At 65.0% G+C, this 16012-nt stretch carries 12 protein-coding genes; 6 read left to right on the top strand and 6 right to left on the bottom strand.

Features of this window, described 5'->3' with window-relative positions:
• Nucleotides 1-152 precede the first annotated feature (152 nt).
• The gene (locus ACW2Q0_RS27525; protein WP_457193823.1) at nt 153-3740 is read left to right on the top strand and encodes a protein kinase domain-containing protein; all 3588 of its coding nucleotides are present in this window, start codon (nt 153-155) and stop codon (nt 3738-3740) included.
• A 22-nt stretch (nt 3741-3762) separates the two neighbouring features.
• Here the strand turns inward: ACW2Q0_RS27525 and ACW2Q0_RS27520 are convergent, their stop codons facing one another.
• Nucleotides 3763-5079: a class I SAM-dependent methyltransferase gene (locus ACW2Q0_RS27520; protein WP_457193822.1), complete on the bottom strand. Its 1317-nt coding sequence runs from the start codon at nt 5077-5079 to the stop codon at nt 3763-3765.
• On the bottom strand, nt 5076-6512 hold the full coding sequence (locus ACW2Q0_RS27515) for an FAD-binding oxidoreductase (RefSeq protein WP_457193821.1): 1437 nt from the start codon (nt 6510-6512) through the stop codon (nt 5076-5078). The genes ACW2Q0_RS27520 and ACW2Q0_RS27515 overlap by 4 nt, the downstream gene beginning before the upstream one ends.
• Nucleotides 6513-6871: 359 nt before the next feature.
• Between ACW2Q0_RS27515 and ACW2Q0_RS27510 the strand changes: the two genes are divergently transcribed.
• Complete coding sequence (locus ACW2Q0_RS27510; RefSeq protein ID WP_457193820.1) at nt 6872-7306, top strand: SRPBCC family protein; 435 nt, start codon at nt 6872-6874, stop codon at nt 7304-7306.
• A 117-nt stretch (nt 7307-7423) separates the two neighbouring features.
• The gene (locus ACW2Q0_RS27505; RefSeq protein ID WP_457193819.1) at nt 7424-8068 is read left to right on the top strand and encodes a hypothetical protein; all 645 of its coding nucleotides are present in this window, start codon (nt 7424-7426) and stop codon (nt 8066-8068) included.
• A 38-nt stretch (nt 8069-8106) separates the two neighbouring features.
• On the opposite strand, the gene recR is transcribed toward ACW2Q0_RS27505, so the two are convergent.
• Both recR and ACW2Q0_RS27495 read right to left on the bottom strand, forming a co-directional pair.
• On the bottom strand, nt 8107-8715 hold the full coding sequence (gene recR / locus ACW2Q0_RS27500; RefSeq protein WP_457193818.1) for a recombination mediator RecR: 609 nt from the start codon (nt 8713-8715) through the stop codon (nt 8107-8109).
• 13 nt (nt 8716-8728) lie between these two features.
• Nucleotides 8729-9061, bottom strand: coding sequence for a YbaB/EbfC family nucleoid-associated protein (locus ACW2Q0_RS27495; protein ID WP_457193817.1), 333 nt, complete (start codon nt 9059-9061; stop codon nt 8729-8731).
• Between the two features lie 176 nt (nt 9062-9237).
• On the opposite strand from ACW2Q0_RS27495, the gene ACW2Q0_RS27490 reads away from it, so the two are divergent.
• The 3 genes from ACW2Q0_RS27490 (at nt 9238) to ACW2Q0_RS27480 (ending at nt 14209) form a co-directional block, all read left to right on the top strand.
• Nucleotides 9238-9846 carry a hypothetical protein gene (locus ACW2Q0_RS27490; protein WP_457193816.1) on the top strand — a complete coding sequence of 203 codons (609 nt, stop codon included), beginning with the start codon at nt 9238-9240 and terminating at the stop codon, nt 9844-9846.
• Nucleotides 9847-10445: 599 nt separating this feature from the next.
• On the top strand, nt 10446-13298 hold the full coding sequence (locus tag ACW2Q0_RS27485) for a circularly permuted type 2 ATP-grasp protein (protein WP_457193838.1): 2853 nt from the start codon (nt 10446-10448) through the stop codon (nt 13296-13298).
• A complete protein-coding gene (locus tag ACW2Q0_RS27480; protein WP_457193815.1) occupies nt 13295-14209 on the top strand; it encodes a transglutaminase family protein in 915 nt (304 codons plus the stop codon). Before ACW2Q0_RS27485 ends, ACW2Q0_RS27480 begins: the two co-directional genes overlap by 4 nt.
• 39 nt (nt 14210-14248) lie before the next feature.
• On the opposite strand, the gene ACW2Q0_RS27475 is transcribed toward ACW2Q0_RS27480, so the two are convergent.
• Together ACW2Q0_RS27475 and ACW2Q0_RS27470 are read right to left on the bottom strand one after the other, a co-directional pair.
• Nucleotides 14249-14674: a hypothetical protein gene (locus tag ACW2Q0_RS27475; protein ID WP_457193814.1), complete on the bottom strand. Its 426-nt coding sequence runs from the start codon at nt 14672-14674 to the stop codon at nt 14249-14251.
• Nucleotides 14675-14720: 46 nt separating this feature from the next.
• On the bottom strand, nt 14721-15887 hold the full coding sequence (locus ACW2Q0_RS27470) for a DUF2637 domain-containing protein (RefSeq protein ID WP_457193813.1): 1167 nt from the start codon (nt 15885-15887) through the stop codon (nt 14721-14723).
• Nucleotides 15888-16012 lie beyond the last annotated feature (125 nt).

Genomic DNA, 16012 nt, shown 5'->3' with positions numbered 1-16012 from the left:
TTTCGAAAGCCACCCACTCGGGTTGATACCGCGCTACGTTGGAATATGCGCAGACATTTCGGGCATCGCGAGATCGTTTTTCGCGATGTCCGATGTGCGTGTGTTTCTGGGTCGCCGGTGACGCCGATTCGATGTGAATTCGAGGTGGTCACGTGAATGCACAGATGCGTTCGGGCAAGGTGAACACCGAATCGACTCCGGACGGATCGGACACGCAGCGACATGCGCCCATCGAGATCGTCGACGAGCTGGAGGCGATGGGCCTGTCGAATGCCGTCGAGGTCGGCCGGGGCGGGTTCGGTGTGGTGTACCGCTGTGTCCAGTACGCACTGAATCGGGTGGTCGCGGTCAAGGTGCTGTCCTCGGAGATCGATGCCGAGAGCCGGGAGCGATTCCTGCGTGAGGAGCAGGCGATGGGTCGACTGTCCGGCCATCCGAATATCGTCGACATTCTGCAGGTCGATATCACCCCGACCGGTCAGCCGTTCATCGTGATGCCCTTCTGCACCCGGGGTTCGCTCGAGCAGGTCATTCGGGAACGGGGGCCGCTTACCTGGGCGGATTCCTTGCGTGCCGGGGTCAAGCTGGCGGGTGCGATCGAGAGCGCGCATCGGGCCCAGATTCTGCACCGGGACGTCAAACCGGCGAATGTCCTGCTCAGCGCATACGGCGAACCGCAACTGACGGATTTCGGAATCGCCAGGATCCCGGGCGGTTTCCGCACTTCCAGCAGTTTGATCACGGGCTCACCCGCCTTCACCGCGCCCGAGGTGCTCAAGGGCGACGAGCCGAGCATTGGCTCCGATGTGTACGGACTCGGCTCGACCCTGTTCGCCCTGCTGACCGGCCACGCAGCCTTCGAACGGCAATCGGGGGAGAAGATCGTCGCGCAATTCCTGCGGATCACCACCCAGCCGGTGCCGGATCTGCACGGCCACGACATTCCCGACGATGTCGCCGACGCCATCCAGTACGCGATGGACACCGACCCGGAGAAGCGGCCCGCATCGGCGTTCGAGTTCGGTGAGCTGCTGCGCACGGTGCAGTACGACCACGATCAGATGCCCGATGAGATGGCGCTGTTGGATACCTCGGTGGTGGCCCCGGAGGAGGCGGACCATGCGGAGGTGACCGAGGCGATGGTGACGCGACCGGCGGTGACCGCGCGCCGCAGCTGGCCGTTGACATTGCGGCCCGCCGTTTCGCAGCATCCGGGCAACGCGAGTGCCGTCGCGCCGACCCTGCCGCATACGGCCGCGACGAAATTCCGTCCACCCACTCCGGCTCGCGATCCGGTGCCGCGTCCGCGCCTGCTCGACACGCTGCGCGCCGGTGGTCGCCGCAGGCTCGCGGTGATCCACGCGCCGGCCGGATTCGGTAAGAGCACCGTGGCCGCGCAGTGGCGCAACGAGCTGACCGATGGCGGGGTCCCGGTGGCCTGGCTCGGCGTCGACCGGGACGACGATAACGAGATCTGGTTCCTGGCCCACCTCATCCAGGCGATCCGCCGGGTCCGCCCGGATATCGGCGAGGGTCTGGATCAGGTACTCGAGGAGCGGCCCGGCGATGCCGCCGCCTATGTGATCTCCACGCTGATCGATGAGATCCATGCCAGCGCGACCACCGTTGTGGTGATCGTGGACGACTGGCACCGGGTCAGCGATGCCGCCGCGCGGCGGGCGATGGACGCGTTGCTGGACAATGGATGTCATCATCTGCGCTTCGTAGTGACCAGTCGGGAGCAGTCCGGCCTGCCGACCAGCCGGATGCGGGTGCACGATGAACTGGTCGAGATCGGCTCCTCGGCGCTGCGTCTTACCGCCCCGGAGACCAAGGAAATCCTGGTGCAGCGCCACGGCTTCGCGCTCACAGATAACCAGATCGAGGCGATCCACACCGTCACCGACGGCTGGCCCGCCGCGGTCCAATTGGTGAGTTTGTCGTTGCGCGGCAATGTCGATCCGGATCGTTTGATCGAGAGTCTCGCCGAGGGCAGTAACGGCATCCGCGAATATCTCGCCGAGAACGTTTTGGACACTCTCGAACCCATGATGCTCGACTTCCTGACGTCGATCTCGATCACCGAGCGGGTCTGCGGTTCGCTGGCTGCGGCGCTGTCGGGGGAGCCGGACGGCGAATCGATGTTGGAGCAGGCCGAACAGCGCGAGTTGTTCGTCCGGCGCATTACCCATGATCCCGAGTGGTTCCGGATGCAGCCGCTGTTCGCCGAACATTTGCGGGCGCGCTTGGAGCGGTCCGATCCGGCCAAGTTGAAGGCGTTGCACCGCAAGGCCTCTCGCTGGTACGCCGAACATCAACTGCTGCGCAAGTCGGTCGATCACGCGCTCGCGGCGACGGATCTGAAGATGGCGCTGGACCTGCTCGAGACCGGCGGCATGGACCTCATCGATAGGTCCCGCCTCGCGACGCTGCTCGGCACGGTATCGAAACTGCCGGTGCAGCAGGTCGCTTCGCGATCCAAACTGCTGATGGCAGTGGCCAGGGCGAATGTCAATCTGCAGGAGTCGAGTGCGGCGCGCTCGGCCTTGCACCGATTATCCGGTGTGCTTGCGCACGGGTCGTCCACCGATGCCGAAGATGTGGACCGGCAGCGCTGCCAGGCCGCGGTGCTCGCGGCCTCGGATCAGATCGCGCGTGACCACACCGAGGGCGTGCTCGACCGGGTGGCCGAATGCCTGGAAAAGCCCGATGAACTACCCGCATGGACGGTATCGACTGCCGCGAATCTGACCTCCTTCGTGCGCTTGTGCGAATTCGATTTCGACGGTGCGCGCGAAATCCAGGACTGGGCCGCGCCGTATCACGCCCGCTCCAAGGATCCGCTCGGCGCGGTGTTCGGACTGTGCGGAGCGGGGGCCGCCGCCTACGAACAGCTCGATGTCGTCACCGCTACCAGTTGTTTCCAGCAGGCGTGGGACACCGCGCGGGCGCGGTCCGGGCCGCGCTCCCATGCTGTGCGGGTGGCCGCGGCGCTGCTCGGTGAAATGAATTACCGCCGAGGCGATCTGGATACCGCCGATCGGTTGCTCGACGACAGTCATCAGTTGGTCACCCGGGTCGGTCCGGTGGACTTCCTCATCTCCACCTTCGTGATCGGTGCCAGGGTCAAGGCCGCGCTCGGCGATCTGTATACCGCCACCGCCCGGCTCGACGAGGGTGATCGAATCGCCGCCGATAACCGGCTCACCAGACTCGCCGCGCATATCCGCGCCGAGCGGCTGCGCCTTGGTCTGCTGACCGATACCGCGGCCCGGCGGGCCGCCGACGCCGCGGCCGGATACGAAACGGATATCTCCGGCACCATCCACCAGGCCCACCGGATGAGGGGCTCGGCGGCGCTGGCCGCCGAGGCGGAGGAGATCGCCGCGATCCGCGCGCTGCTGTCCGAAGGTCAGTTGCGCGCCGATGATCGCGCGGTGCGCCGAGCCCGTGCGCTGCACGGCCGCATGGTCGAACAGCGGCGTCCCCGTGCCGAATTGGATACCGTATTGCTGCTCGCCGAATGTCTGGCCGCCTCGGGCTGGGTTGGCGAGGCCACCGGACTGCTGCTGCCCGCGGCCGCCACCTGCGCCGAACATGATTGGACCATGCCGCTTCTGGATGCGGGTCCCGGTGTACTCGGCATCCTGCGCGTGCTTCGCACCGAAATGCGTGCCACACCAGGACAACCTGGCGAAACGATGCTGCCCGCCCTGTACCTGGATGAACTCCTGGGCTAGGACGGGCAGGATCGGTCGCTGATTACGGCTGCCACCACGGGCGCAGCGGTAGACCCGATTCACCGTTCGGACCCAGCTTGACGCCGAGCACCTGATGCAGTTGAACCACATTGCGCTGGAAGCCGAGTCGGCAACCGGCCATGTACAGGCCCCACACTTTCGCGGTGCCCTCCCCGACCTCTTCGACGCAGGCATCCCAGTTGGCGGCCAGATTCTTACACCATTCGTGCAAGGTGAGCGCGTAATGTTCGCGAAGGTTCTCCTCGTGGATCACCTCGAGGCCGACATTCTGGATCTCGGAAATGATCCGGCCCGAGCCGATCAACTCGCCGTCCGGGAAGACGTAGCGGTCGATGAAATCACCGGCCTTGGTGGTCCGGGTGTTATCCGGTCTGGTGATGCAGTGGTTCAGCAACAGGCCGCCCTCGCGCAGCTTGCCCTTGATGTAGTCGAAGTAGAACGGGTAGTTGTGCACGCCGATATGCTCGGTCAGCCCGATCGAGGAGACGGCATCGAAGTCGACCTCCGGAATATCGCGGTAATCCGAATGCCGCACCTCGGCGAGATCGGACAGTCCTTGTTCGGTGATCTTCTGCTGCGCCCACTCTGCCTGCTCGGCGGAAAGGGTCGCGCCGATGACCTTGACGCCGCGCTTGGCCGCGTAGCGCACCATGCCACCCCAGCCACAGCCGATATCGAGCAGCCGGTCGCCCTCCTTCAGCCGCAGCTTGTCGAAGACCAGGCGGTACTTGTTCTCCTGGGCCTGCTCCAGGGTCCAGTTTTCGTCCCCGTAGGCCGCGCAGGTGTAGGTCATCGACGGGCCGAGGACATATTCGTAGAAGGTGTTGGAGACGTCGTAGTGATGGTGGATGGCCTCGGCATCGCGAGTCTTGGAGTGCCGCAGGCCCTCCAGTGCGATCCGGCGCCAGCGCGGCAGCGTCTCCTGCGGTGGCGGCGCGATCGGCTTGAGCCGCTCCCACCCGAGCGAACGGGCAATGGTGACCAGCGCGAGCGCCGACGGACGACGGAACTTCATCCCGTCCATGGCCTCGAGAAATTCATACGGGTCGCCCGGATGCACGCCGGTGGCGGTCATATCGCCGGAGATATAGGCGCGGGCCATACCGAGATCGCCCGGTGCGGTGGCCAGGTAGTTGATGCCGCGCGGGGACTTGATCTCCAGGGTGTATTTCGAATCCTGCGGCCCGGTCGCGCTGCCGTCGTAGGCGGTCAGCCGAATCGGCACCTCGCCGTCGATCAGCGTCTCGAAGATCTCGGCAATGCTGAGTTTGGTCCCGAGGTCCGCGAAGACATCGGAACGGTCCTTGAATGTAGTCATTTGCGTTGCACCGCCTTCGAATACAAATCCAGCAGCCGCTGGTCCGGGTCGTAGCGCTTCTTCACGTCGCTATAGGTCTCGCCGCCGTACAGGGCCGCGAATTCATCCTCGCCGTAATACGAATCCGAGTACAGGGATTTGTGCCCGTCGAACTCGGTGACGGTCTGCTCGATCGCGCGGTTGGCCTTGCCCTCCTGCTGACCTGCGACGGTCGGCACCGCGGACCAGAATCCGACATTGACGTAGGTGCGGTTCGGCTGCAGCGGATACAGCGGCCATGGCCGCCCCGCCTGCGTCGCGCTGGTTTCGCGCAGGCGCAGCGGGCACAGCCAGAGCGGTTCGATCGGAATTTCGCGCAGGAACCATTCGAGGAAATCCGCGGTCCGCTCGACCGGGACTTCGATGTCCTGCACCACACGCTCGCGCGGCGGATTGCCCTTACGGGCCTCCAGTTTGTCGCCGATATCGTACTTGTGATCGAGTGCGATGAGCTTCCAATAGAAGCTGCTGCGCCGGTAGCGCTTCGGCCAGAACCGGCGGATCTTCGGGTTCTGGGTGCCGAAGGCTCGCGAACACCAGAACCAGTCGGTGTCCCAGCGCCACAGATAGTCGTGGATGGTCAGCCGGTCGCGCTTGGGCCGGTCGCAGTCGTGCTGGATGGACCGGTAGTAGATGTTCATGCCGGTGTAATCGCTGACGGGGCCGGGTTCGTCGGTCTGACGACCCAGCGTCAGGTAGTTTTCGTCGGCTGTGAAGACCACACCGTCGAGGTAGTCGACGCGTTCGCCGTCATAGGCCTTATCGGTGACGATCCGGGCGAGGGTGGACTCCAACTCGCGCAGGTCGTGGAATCGAATATGCCGCAGCGCCACATAGGGCTGGACGGTTTCCAGTTCGATCTTCAGGCGAACCGAGTAGCCGAGGGTGCCGTAGGAGTTCGGAAAGCCGCGGAACAGATCCGCGTGCTCGCCATCGGGTGTCGCGGTGATGATCTCGCCCGCCCCGGTCAGCACATCCATCTCCAGCACCGACTCGTGCGGCAGGCCATTGCGGAACGAGGTGGATTCGATGCCCATGCCGGTTACCGCGCCGCCGAGGGTGATCGTCTTGAGCTGCGGCACCACCAGGGGGGCCAGCCCGTAGGGCAATGTCGCGGCTACCAGATCCTCGTAGGTGGTCATGCCGGCGACATCGGCGGTCTTGGCCTCGGCGTCCACCGCGATGACCTTGGCGAGTCCGGAAACATCCAGGCCCGGGGCGGTGCTCTTGGCTCTGGCCCGGAACAGATTCGAGGTCTTCTTCGCCAGTCGTACATTGCCGTTCGAAGGTATCGCGCGGTAACTGGCCAACAACCGCTCCACACCCGCTCGATGCGCCGCGAACCCTGATTCGTGTGCGGCCGATGCGTGTCCGGCCTTCCCCAACAGACTCACTGCCACTCCTCGACGCTAGTACGCACCGCTAACACAAGCCACCGCAAGGTTGCCGACGAGGGATAAATGTCACGCTTCTGTTGCTATCGGGAATACCCAGGACTCGCCGTTTCAGCCCGGCAGTATTCCGGGCGGGTCTCGAACACCCGCTTCGCACGATGTATTGCATGGATCCCCTCCGGCGCAATCTGATCCGGAAGCCTAACAGTGCGGACGGGTCGGCGCGCGGTGATCAACATTGTGCGCCCGGACCCGACCTGGCCGTCACGAACCGGCGGGGACAGGGCAGGATGGGAAGTGGTCGTAGCGATTGTTTGCATATCGCTCGAAAAGGTCAGCAGCCGGACAAGGAGCTTATCGTGGGACAGGTCAGCGCCAGCAGTTCGATCGCCGTCACGGCGGATCCGCACCGCGCACTCGAGGCCATCGCGGATTACGAGAAGGTGCGTCCGCGCATCCTCACCGCGCACTATCGCGACTACAAGGTGGTCGAGGGCGGCCAAGGGGCGGGCACCGTCGCCGAATGGACCCTGCAGGCCACCGAGAAGCGTTCCCGCAACATCCACGCGGTCGTATCGGTTTCGGATTCCATTGTCACCGAGCGTGATTCGAATTCGACGCTGGTCAACACCTGGACGGTGACGCCGGACGGTACGGGTTCGCAGGTCACGCTGCGCACGTCCTGGAAGGGTGCGGGCGGGGTCGCCGGAATCTTCGAGGGGATCTTCGCGCCACTGGGGTTGAAGAAGATTCAGGCCGAGGTGCTCGCGAATCTGCAGCGCGAACTCGCCTGAGATAGCCGGAAAGGCCCGTGTCGGGCCTTTTCTTGTTGGCGGCGTCGGTCGAGAGCGCAATCACACCAGTGCGCGGTGCGCGTCTGTCCAGTTCGAGATCCCACGTACGCTGTGCTGGTGAGCTACGACCACGTCTTGTTGCCGTCCGGTGTCGCGACGACGATCGCGCAGGTCGATGCGTATCTGGCCACCCAACAGGGGAAGCCGAAGACGGAAATGGTGGCGGCGATGGCGGCGGAGCTGAACCGGCGCAATGCCGAACTACCCGAGCAGGACGGATTCCTGAGCACGGTGCCGATCGGCGGTGCGGCGACCGGTGCGGCACTACCCGTACCGTGCCCGTACGACGCGATCGGATTCGTCCGGCAGTTGCTGTTCGAGATCGCGACCCCGATGAACTACGCCGTCTACGATCCGCAGCTGGCCTGGCTGATCGATCCGGCCGGAAGTGTGCCCGCGCTGGTCACTCACGGTGGTGCGGGCGAATTCCCCTATCTGACGAAATCCCTTGCCGACCAGTGGGTTTTCGAGCTCGCCCCGCCGAATCCGTATCTGGTCGTCGAACGGGACGAACAGATCTACATCCAGACCTACCGCGACAAGTCCGGGACATTCACCCTCGAATATCGAGATGGCGCGCCGGAGCGGCACTTCGGCATCACCGTCACCGACCCGCAGACCGTCGCGGATCTGATCTGGGACTGGGCGATCGAGGACCGCACCCGGCTGCAGGCCCTGCCCTGGAGTCGGATCACTGTCTGACGCTGTACTGATTCTGTGCCGCCGGTCGACGCAAGTGGCTACAGTGCGCGGCGACCCGATAGTGCGCGGCCGAGGGTGAGCTCGTCGGCGAATTCGAGATCGCCGCCCATCGGCAGACCGGATGCCAGACGCGTCACCGATAGCCCGGGAAAATCGCGCAGCATCCGCACCAGGTAGGTGGCCGTCGCCTCACCCTCGGTATTCGGATCGGTCGCGATGATCACCTCGCTGACATCGACGCCGTCGGCCTGATTGCCGATGCGCGCCAGCAACTCTCGAATGCGCAGCTGATCCGGTCCGACGCCGCTGAGCGGATCGAGCGCACCGCCGAGCACGTGATAGCGCCCACGGAATTCGCGGGTGCGCTCGATGGCCTGCACATCCTTCGGCTCCTCGACCACACAGATCATGGTGCGGTCGCGGCGCGGATCCGAACAGATGCGGCACATTTCGTTGTCGGAGACCGTGCCGCAGACGACGCAGAACTGCACGCCGTCGCGCACCTTCTGCAACGCGGCCTGTAGCCGGTCGATTTCGGGTGGCTCAACCTGGAGCAGATGAAATGCGATGCGCTGCGCGCTTTTTGGACCGACGCCGGGCAATTTGCCCAACTCGTCGATCAGGTCCTGGACCGGGCCCTCGTACAAAGACGTCCCCGGATCAGAAGTCGGGCAGACCCGGCAGCGATCCGCCGCCGGCCAGCGGGCCCAGGCGCTCGGCAGCCAGCTGCTGCGCGTTGGACATGGCGTTGTTGACCGCGCCGATCACCAGATCCTGCAGCCCCTCGACATCATCGGGGTCGACGATTTTCGGATCGATGCTCAGCGTGACGATCTCACCGGTCGCCTTGATGGTGACCTTGACCAGGCCGCCACCGGCCGCGCCCTCCACTTCGGTCGCCGCGATCTCGGCCTGGGCCTGCATCACCGCCTGTTGCATCTGCTGCGCCTGGGCGAGTAGCTGCTGCATATCGAACTGACCACCGGGCTGCACGGCTTGTCCTCTCTGCGGAAAGTGTCGTTGTCCAGCCTAGTGGGCGTGGCAACAGCGGTGTCCGCGGCCCCGAGCCACCGGATAACAGTTCGATTTTCGACCGGATGTCGGCGCGGCCACCGTCATACCATCGATACACGGTCGGGGACCGGGTGTGGTGAGTTCTGGAGACAGCAATGCACGCAAACCGAGTTCTTTTCATCGGCACCGTGGTGTTGACACTGGGATTTCCCAGCCTGTTCCTCGGGGCCGGCCTCGCTGCCGCTGACTCCGGCATCATCGACCCCGAGGGTACCGATCCCGAGGTTATCGATACGGCGGTGGACTATGGCGGCGGGTGCGTCCTCTATTCCGATAATCCGACCGCGACCATCGATTCGCTGCGGTCGCGCTGCGCGGCCGAACAGCAGGACGCGATCTTCCACAATGCGCCGCGCGGCGAGGTGCCGAGGGGAGTCACGAACGGCTGGGTGACCAGGCCGCCCATCATGGAGGTGGTGGCCCCCGCCTTGTGGATCGGCAAGACCTTCTACACCGGTCCCGATGGCGGCTTTCTGGTGAACCGGGTCACCCAGGCGGGACTGGAGGCCTGGCAGGCCGATGTCTACACCGCACCCGCGATCACCGATGGCGGGCCGACCTGGGCGTTGAACTACGCTCCGTCACCTACCCCGCAGGTCTACGACGAGATCCGCGAGGTCACGCCCAATGTCTGGTTCGGCTACTCCTGGTGGCGCGGCTACGTCCTGACCACCTTGCTGCTCACCTTCGCGCTGACCTACTAGCTTAAGATTCGGAGCTAGGGCCGGCCGATTCGTCTCATGGCAGTGCGCGTGGCATCCGGGGTCGCGCATGCGCAGCCCCCGGCGATGTCACCGCAGTCGACGACGAAGGTGTGCCGTGCGTGTGCGAAATCGATGCAGTCCGCATCGGTGCATTCGGCGGTGCGGCCGAGGTGGACGATGAGGGTGCCGTGGCAGTGGTCGACGACGGATTCGCAAGACGGACAGTTCTGCGCACGCATATGACCTCCAGACGAGATCGGCTCGTGTATCGGTCTTAGCACTCGCCTCGGACAGGTGGTGGGAGATCGCGGCGCGTGTCGCGCGCCGCGTGTCGCGACGGCATCGGCACGGCGACTGTCCGGAAAACCGACTGTTCATGCCGCGCCACGGCCAGCGGCGGTGTGATGAACTTGCTGCATGGGCATCGAGGTGTCGCTCGAAGACCGGACCACCAACACCTTCGACCGGCTGGTGGAGGTCCATCCCCATACAGTGCGAACGCGGCTCGCACCGCATTCGCGGACCAAGATCGAGGCGTATTCGATGCGTGTCGCCCCGGGGCAACGTCTGGCACGGGAAGCGAGGTCGGCGCGGTGACAATGCGCGACGAACCGCTGGGGCCCGGTGCCCGGGACCCCGGTACCGACGGGGATACGACGCTGCTGCATGCTGGACACCTCAGTGTGCGCGAACAGGTCGCCGAACAGTTGGCCAGGTATCGCGCCGAGGGTGCGGATACCGCGGGCTATGACGAATGCGGTCGGCCGACGGGCGGCTATTACGACGAGTTGGTCGATCCCGTGGGTGGGGTGCGGCGCATGTGGTCGGAGCTGTCGGCCGATTTCGTCGAATTGGGCACGACCGGGCTCGGGCGCCTGGACAGCCGGGTGCGCAGACTCATCGATGACGACGGCATCTACTACACCGAAATGGGCGTGGCGGGCGAACCGCCCTTGCCGACGGCGTGGCGGCTGGATCCGATTCCGCTGCTGGTGTCCGCCGACGACTGGACTCGGTTGGAGGCCGGGCTGGTGCAGCGCTCGCGGGTGCTCGACGAGGTACTCACCGATATCTACGGCCCGCGCCGCACCATCACCACCGGTCTGCTGCCGCCGGAGGTGGTATTCGGCAACAGCGGATATGTGCGGGCCGCGCATGGCATCACGATTCCGGGGCGGCACCAGCTGTTCCTGCACGCCTGCGATCTCAGCCGGTGGAGCGACGGACAGTTCCGGGTGATCGCCGACTGGGCGCAGGCGCCCTCGGGGGCCGGATACGCGCTGGCGGACCGGCGAGTGGTGTCGACGGCGATCCCCGAGGCCTTCGAACATTCCAATCCGCGCCCACTGACGCCGTTCGCCCGGGCCATGCGGTTGATGTTGATCGAATCCGCGCCGATGGCCGATGACAATGATCCGGTCGTCGTGGTGCTCAGTCCGGGTGTGCATTCCGAAACCGCCTTCGATCAGGCCTATCTCGCCTCGACGCTGGGTTTTCCGCTGGTGGAGAGCGCGGATCTGGTGGTGCGCGACGGTGCGCTGTGGATGCGTTCGCTCGGCACCTTGAAGCGGGTCGATGTGGTGCTGCGCCGGGTGGACGCCGAATTCTCCGATCCGCTTGATCTGCGGCCGGATTCGCGGCTCGGCGTGGTCGGGCTGGTGGAGGTGCTGCGACGCGGCGCGGTGACCGTGGTGAATACGATCGGCAGCGGGTTACTGGAGAATCCAGCGCTGGCCGGATTCCTGCCACGGATCGCGCGGGCGCTGCTCGGGGAGGAGTTGGCGCTGGAGAGCGCGCCGACATACTGGGGCGGCGATGACAGCGAGCGGTCGCATCTGATCGCGAATCTGGGTCGGCTGATCATTCGTTCGGCGGTCGACGGTGCGACGCTGTTCGGTCCGGAACTATCCGATGCGCAACGCGCGGAACTGGCCGCGCGGATCGAGGACCGCGGCTGGCAGTGGGTCGGACAGGAGCCCGCGCAGTTCTCGGTCGCACCCGCGGTTCAGGGATACGGCGGGCTCGCCTCGGCGCCGGTCGGTATGCGACTGTTCTCGCTCGCCCGTCGCGGTGGTTATACGGCGATGGAAGGCGGCCTCGGTCAACTGCGTCAGCGCCTACATCCGGAGCGGGTGGTCATAAAGGTTGCCGCCAAAGATATTTGGGTCCGCGCCGCGCCGACGGCGGTTGCCGCCATCAGCACCGAACCCGCCCAGGAAGAACGCGAACGCCGCGCCCCGACAATCGAACTGGTCAGCTCCCCCCGCGTACTCAACGACCTGTTCTGGATGGGCCGCTACGGCGAACGCGCGGAAGCCGTTGTGCGACTGCTGATCGCAACACACGAGTGTTATCAGGACTACCGCTACCGCCCATGGCTGCCAGGCGCCGACGCACTGCCCACCCTCATGGCCGCGCTGGCCCGCACCACCGGCACCCTGGCTCCGCTGAGCGTGCTGCCCGATGCGGCGATGGAGGCCAAGGCTGATGATTCGAGTTCTGTTGTGGGAGAGCGAGATTCGAGCGCACTCGGTTCCGATGCGAGCGGCGAGGGTGCGAGCTCGGCGACTGCCGACGCGTCGACTGCCGATGCGGATACGGGGTCGAGGCCGGTTGCGGCCATTACCGGGCGAACGGCGCCGCCGGGGGAGGGGCGGGAGGGGCATGACTACTTGGTGGCGTTGACCGTCAATGGGGATATCCCGGGGTCGATGGCGTTTGCGATCAAGCGGTACGGGTCGGCGGCGCGCGCGGTGCGGGATCAGTTGTCGGTGGATACCTGGATGATTCTGGGTGCGGTGGATCGGGCGCTGGCGGAGTATCGGTTCACCGGTGACGATCAGGAATCGGCATTGTCGGCGGTGCATTCGCTGTCGTTGGCGGCGCTGCTCTCGCTGTCCGGCATCGGTGCCGAATCGCTGGTGCGCGATACCGGTTGGTACGTCATGGATATCGGCAAGCGCATCGAGCGGGGGCTGTCGTCGACGGCATTGCTCGCGGCCGCGCTGACGAATTCCTGTCCACCGGAGACCGAGCGGGTTGTCACCGAAACGGTGCTCGAGGCGACCGAGTCGTCGGTGAGTTACCGTCGGCGGCATCGGGATTCGGTGCGGGTATCGGCGGTGGCCGGGCTGCTGCTGTTCGATGCCGGGAATCCGCGCTCACTGGCCTATCAACTGGATCAGCTCGATGCCGACTTCCGGGCGCTGCCGGGGGCTTCGGGATCCTCACGTCCACAACGGCTGCTGGCCGATGCCCAGCGCATGTTGCACCGGGTGGACCCGAACGATCTGGATATCACCGATGCCGAGGGGCGGCGCACCGAACTGGCCGAGTTGTTGGAGGGCGTGCATTTGCGGTTGCGCAAGATCTCCGAATCGTTCGAGACCACGAAACTGGCGCTGCCGGTCGGCATCCAGCCGCTGTGGGGCAGCACGAGGGTCGTTGGATGATCGCGCGCACCGCCGCCGTCCGGCGCTATCGGGTCGAGCATCGCACCACCTACAAATATTCCGACGAGGTCACCAGCTCCTATGGGCGCGCCTTTCTGACGCCGCGGGAGTTCGCTGGACAGCGCCTGCTCGCGCATGACATCCATATCGATCCGATGCCATCGGACCGCTCGATCGGCGCCGATGTGTATGGCAACACCACCTCGTATTTCCATGTCACGGCACAACATACGAAGCTCGTCGTCACCGGGGAATCCGTCGTCGAGGTCGAGATACCCGATGCGGCGGCGGTGAGCGCGACCGCCGAACCATGGGAGCAGGCCCGGCCGAGCACCGCCAATGGCCCGCTGGCGGTGGAATTCAGCCTCGACCTGCATCCGCCCGAGATCACCCCCGAGGTCACCGCATATGCCGCCGAATCCTTGACGCCCGGCAGGCCGCTGCTGGAAGCGGTGACCGAACTCAACACCCGTATCTTCGCCGACTTCACCTACAAATCCGGTTCGACCACGGTTTCCACCAGGGTTGCCGACGTCTTCGCCGCGCGCGCGGGCGTTTGCCAGGATTTCGCGCGGATCGGCGCGGCCTGCCTGCGCTCACACGGGCTGGCCTCACGCTATGTATCCGGTTACCTGGCCACCGATCCGCCGCCGGGTAAGGAACGCATGATCGGAGCGGACGCGACCCACGCCTGGTCGGCGGTATGGGTGCCCGGCGATACCGCACACGAGGGGACCGGCCACTGGATCGGTTTCGATCCCACCAATGACCAGTTCGCCGACGAGCGGTACGTGACCGTCGCGTGGGGCCGCGATTACGCCGATGTGCCGCCGCTGCGTGGCATCATCTACACCGACGCCAAGGAAAGTTCGATCACCGTATCCGTCGACGTGGCTCCGGTGCAGGTGTAGTCAAATGCGCCTCCTCCACGGCCTCTGCGCCACCCGTGCTCAGCCGACGCCGTTAGTCGCGATGACATGGTCCGCTATCCCTTCCGGTGTCCAGTGATTTTGCGACAGCGCCTCGTATACGCAGATCAGCAGCAAAATCCGGGCCCGCTGTCCGGCCGTCAATTCGGTATCCAGATACGATTCCGGGACCCGCAGGCCCGCGCCGGACACCCGGCGTGGGCTCGGCTCCGACAGCAACCAGAACAACTCCGGCCCGATCAAGGTCGAGCGTCCGCCGGTTTCGGTGAACCACCGCGACGCGTACTCGATCATCAGATCGGTGAATGTTTCCCCGCTGCCGATAGATTCGGCGAACTGGTTCAATGCGCCCGATCGATCGATGCCGCTCTGAATCACCGACGCGAGCCGACCCGCGACCTCCCGGAATTGATCTACGCCCTGGTCTTGCCAAACGGTAAAAGCCATCGCTCACTCCATCGACGTGTCCGATTGTGGCTGAAGCAGTTTCGAGTCAAAAGGGGTTGATCTTTGTCTTGCCGCCCGCGCCGGTGGTCGCGAATGTCGGTGTGATCCGCGGGGATGTCGCTGTTCCTGGCAGTGCGCTGGTCGGCAACTTCTTCGCAGCGACGGGCAACGGGTCGGTATTCTCCCGTATCGCGGTGCGTCGCGTCAGTACGACACGCTCTTGCTGCGATGCCGAATCCTGATCGCCCTCTGTGTTATCCGAATCCTCGTCCGCGCGCTGGCCCCAATCCTCCTCTGCCGCTTGGTCGCGGCTCTCCTGCGCTACCGGTGCAAGGTCCGCTTGCGTTGTTGGTGCGGGGTTTGCCTGCGTTGTTGGTGCGTGGTTTGCCTGCGTTGTTGGTGTGGGGTTCGGTTGCGTTGTTGGTGCGTGGTTTGCCTGCGCTACCGGTGCAAGGTCCGCTTGCGTTGTTGGTGTGGGGTTCGCCTGCGTTGCTGGCGCGGGGTTCGGTTGCGTTGCTGGTGCCGGGTTCGCCTGCGTTGTCGGTATGTGGTCCGTTTGCATTATTGGTCTGTAGTTCGGCCGCGTTGCTGGTGCCGGGTTCGCCTGCGTTGTTGGTGTGCGGTCCGCTTGCATTGCTGGTGTGCGGTTCGCCTGCATCGCTGGTACGTGGTCCGCTCGCATCGCTGATGCGCGATCCGCCTGTACCGCTGCCGCGTTCTCTGCGTTGCGCGCGCGATCTCGTCCGCGCCCGAAGAGCATGAGGGTGAGATGCACCGCGAACAGCATGGTCAGCGGCATACCCGCATACAGTGACAAAGACACGGGGCTACCCCCGATTTCGCGCGCGTACTCGATATTTCCGCCAACCGACACCAGGGTCCAGAAGACGAACAGCGCCGTGGCGTACCACCAGGCGGAGCTGTGCCGCCGGAAGGTGGCGGTGGCGATGATCGAACCGATGACCAGTCCGTCGATGGCGATCGGCACATTCGCGGCGAGCGCAGGCGACACCAGGTTTCGCACCGACAGGTCGTGCAATGCGGCAAACGACATTTCGAATGATGTTAGTGCGACAACGCCGGTGACGACTATCGAAGCATGTAGCGGTCGCGGTCGCCACGCCCACAGGCGGCTGATCAAAAACGGCCGACCATCCGCCGATTCCGACTGTTCTTCGAGCAGTTCCGATTTCGTTGTTGTGATCGTCGCCATAGCGGGAGCGTATCGTGCATCACTCCGTATTCCGCCGAAGCTACCGGCGAAAACTCGGCGCGTTGTCCATATCGGACAACGCGCCCAAATCCGCCATGCCCCTGGGTGACATGGTCACGCCCGCT

The sequence above is a fragment of the Nocardia citri genome, assembly GCF_054065835.1.
Note: the sequence above shows the minus strand (reverse complement) of the source record. Positions and strands in the feature narration are given on the sequence as shown.

Coding starts and splice junctions, on each gene's coding strand:
- ACW2Q0_RS27520 (WP_457193822.1), bottom strand. CDS start 5,079: ATGACTACATTCAAGGACCGTTCCGATGTCTTCGCGGACCTCGGGACC.
- ACW2Q0_RS27480 (WP_457193815.1), top strand. CDS start 13,295: ATGATCGCGCGCACCGCCGCCGTCCGGCGCTATCGGGTCGAGCATCGC.
- ACW2Q0_RS27470 (WP_457193813.1), bottom strand. CDS start 15,887: ATGGCGACGATCACAACAACGAAATCGGAACTGCTCGAAGAACAGTCG.
- ACW2Q0_RS27490 (WP_457193816.1), top strand. CDS start 9,238: ATGCACGCAAACCGAGTTCTTTTCATCGGCACCGTGGTGTTGACACTG.
- ACW2Q0_RS27485 (WP_457193838.1), top strand. CDS start 10,446: ATGCGCGACGAACCGCTGGGGCCCGGTGCCCGGGACCCCGGTACCGAC.
- ACW2Q0_RS27475 (WP_457193814.1), bottom strand. CDS start 14,674: ATGGCTTTTACCGTTTGGCAAGACCAGGGCGTAGATCAATTCCGGGAG.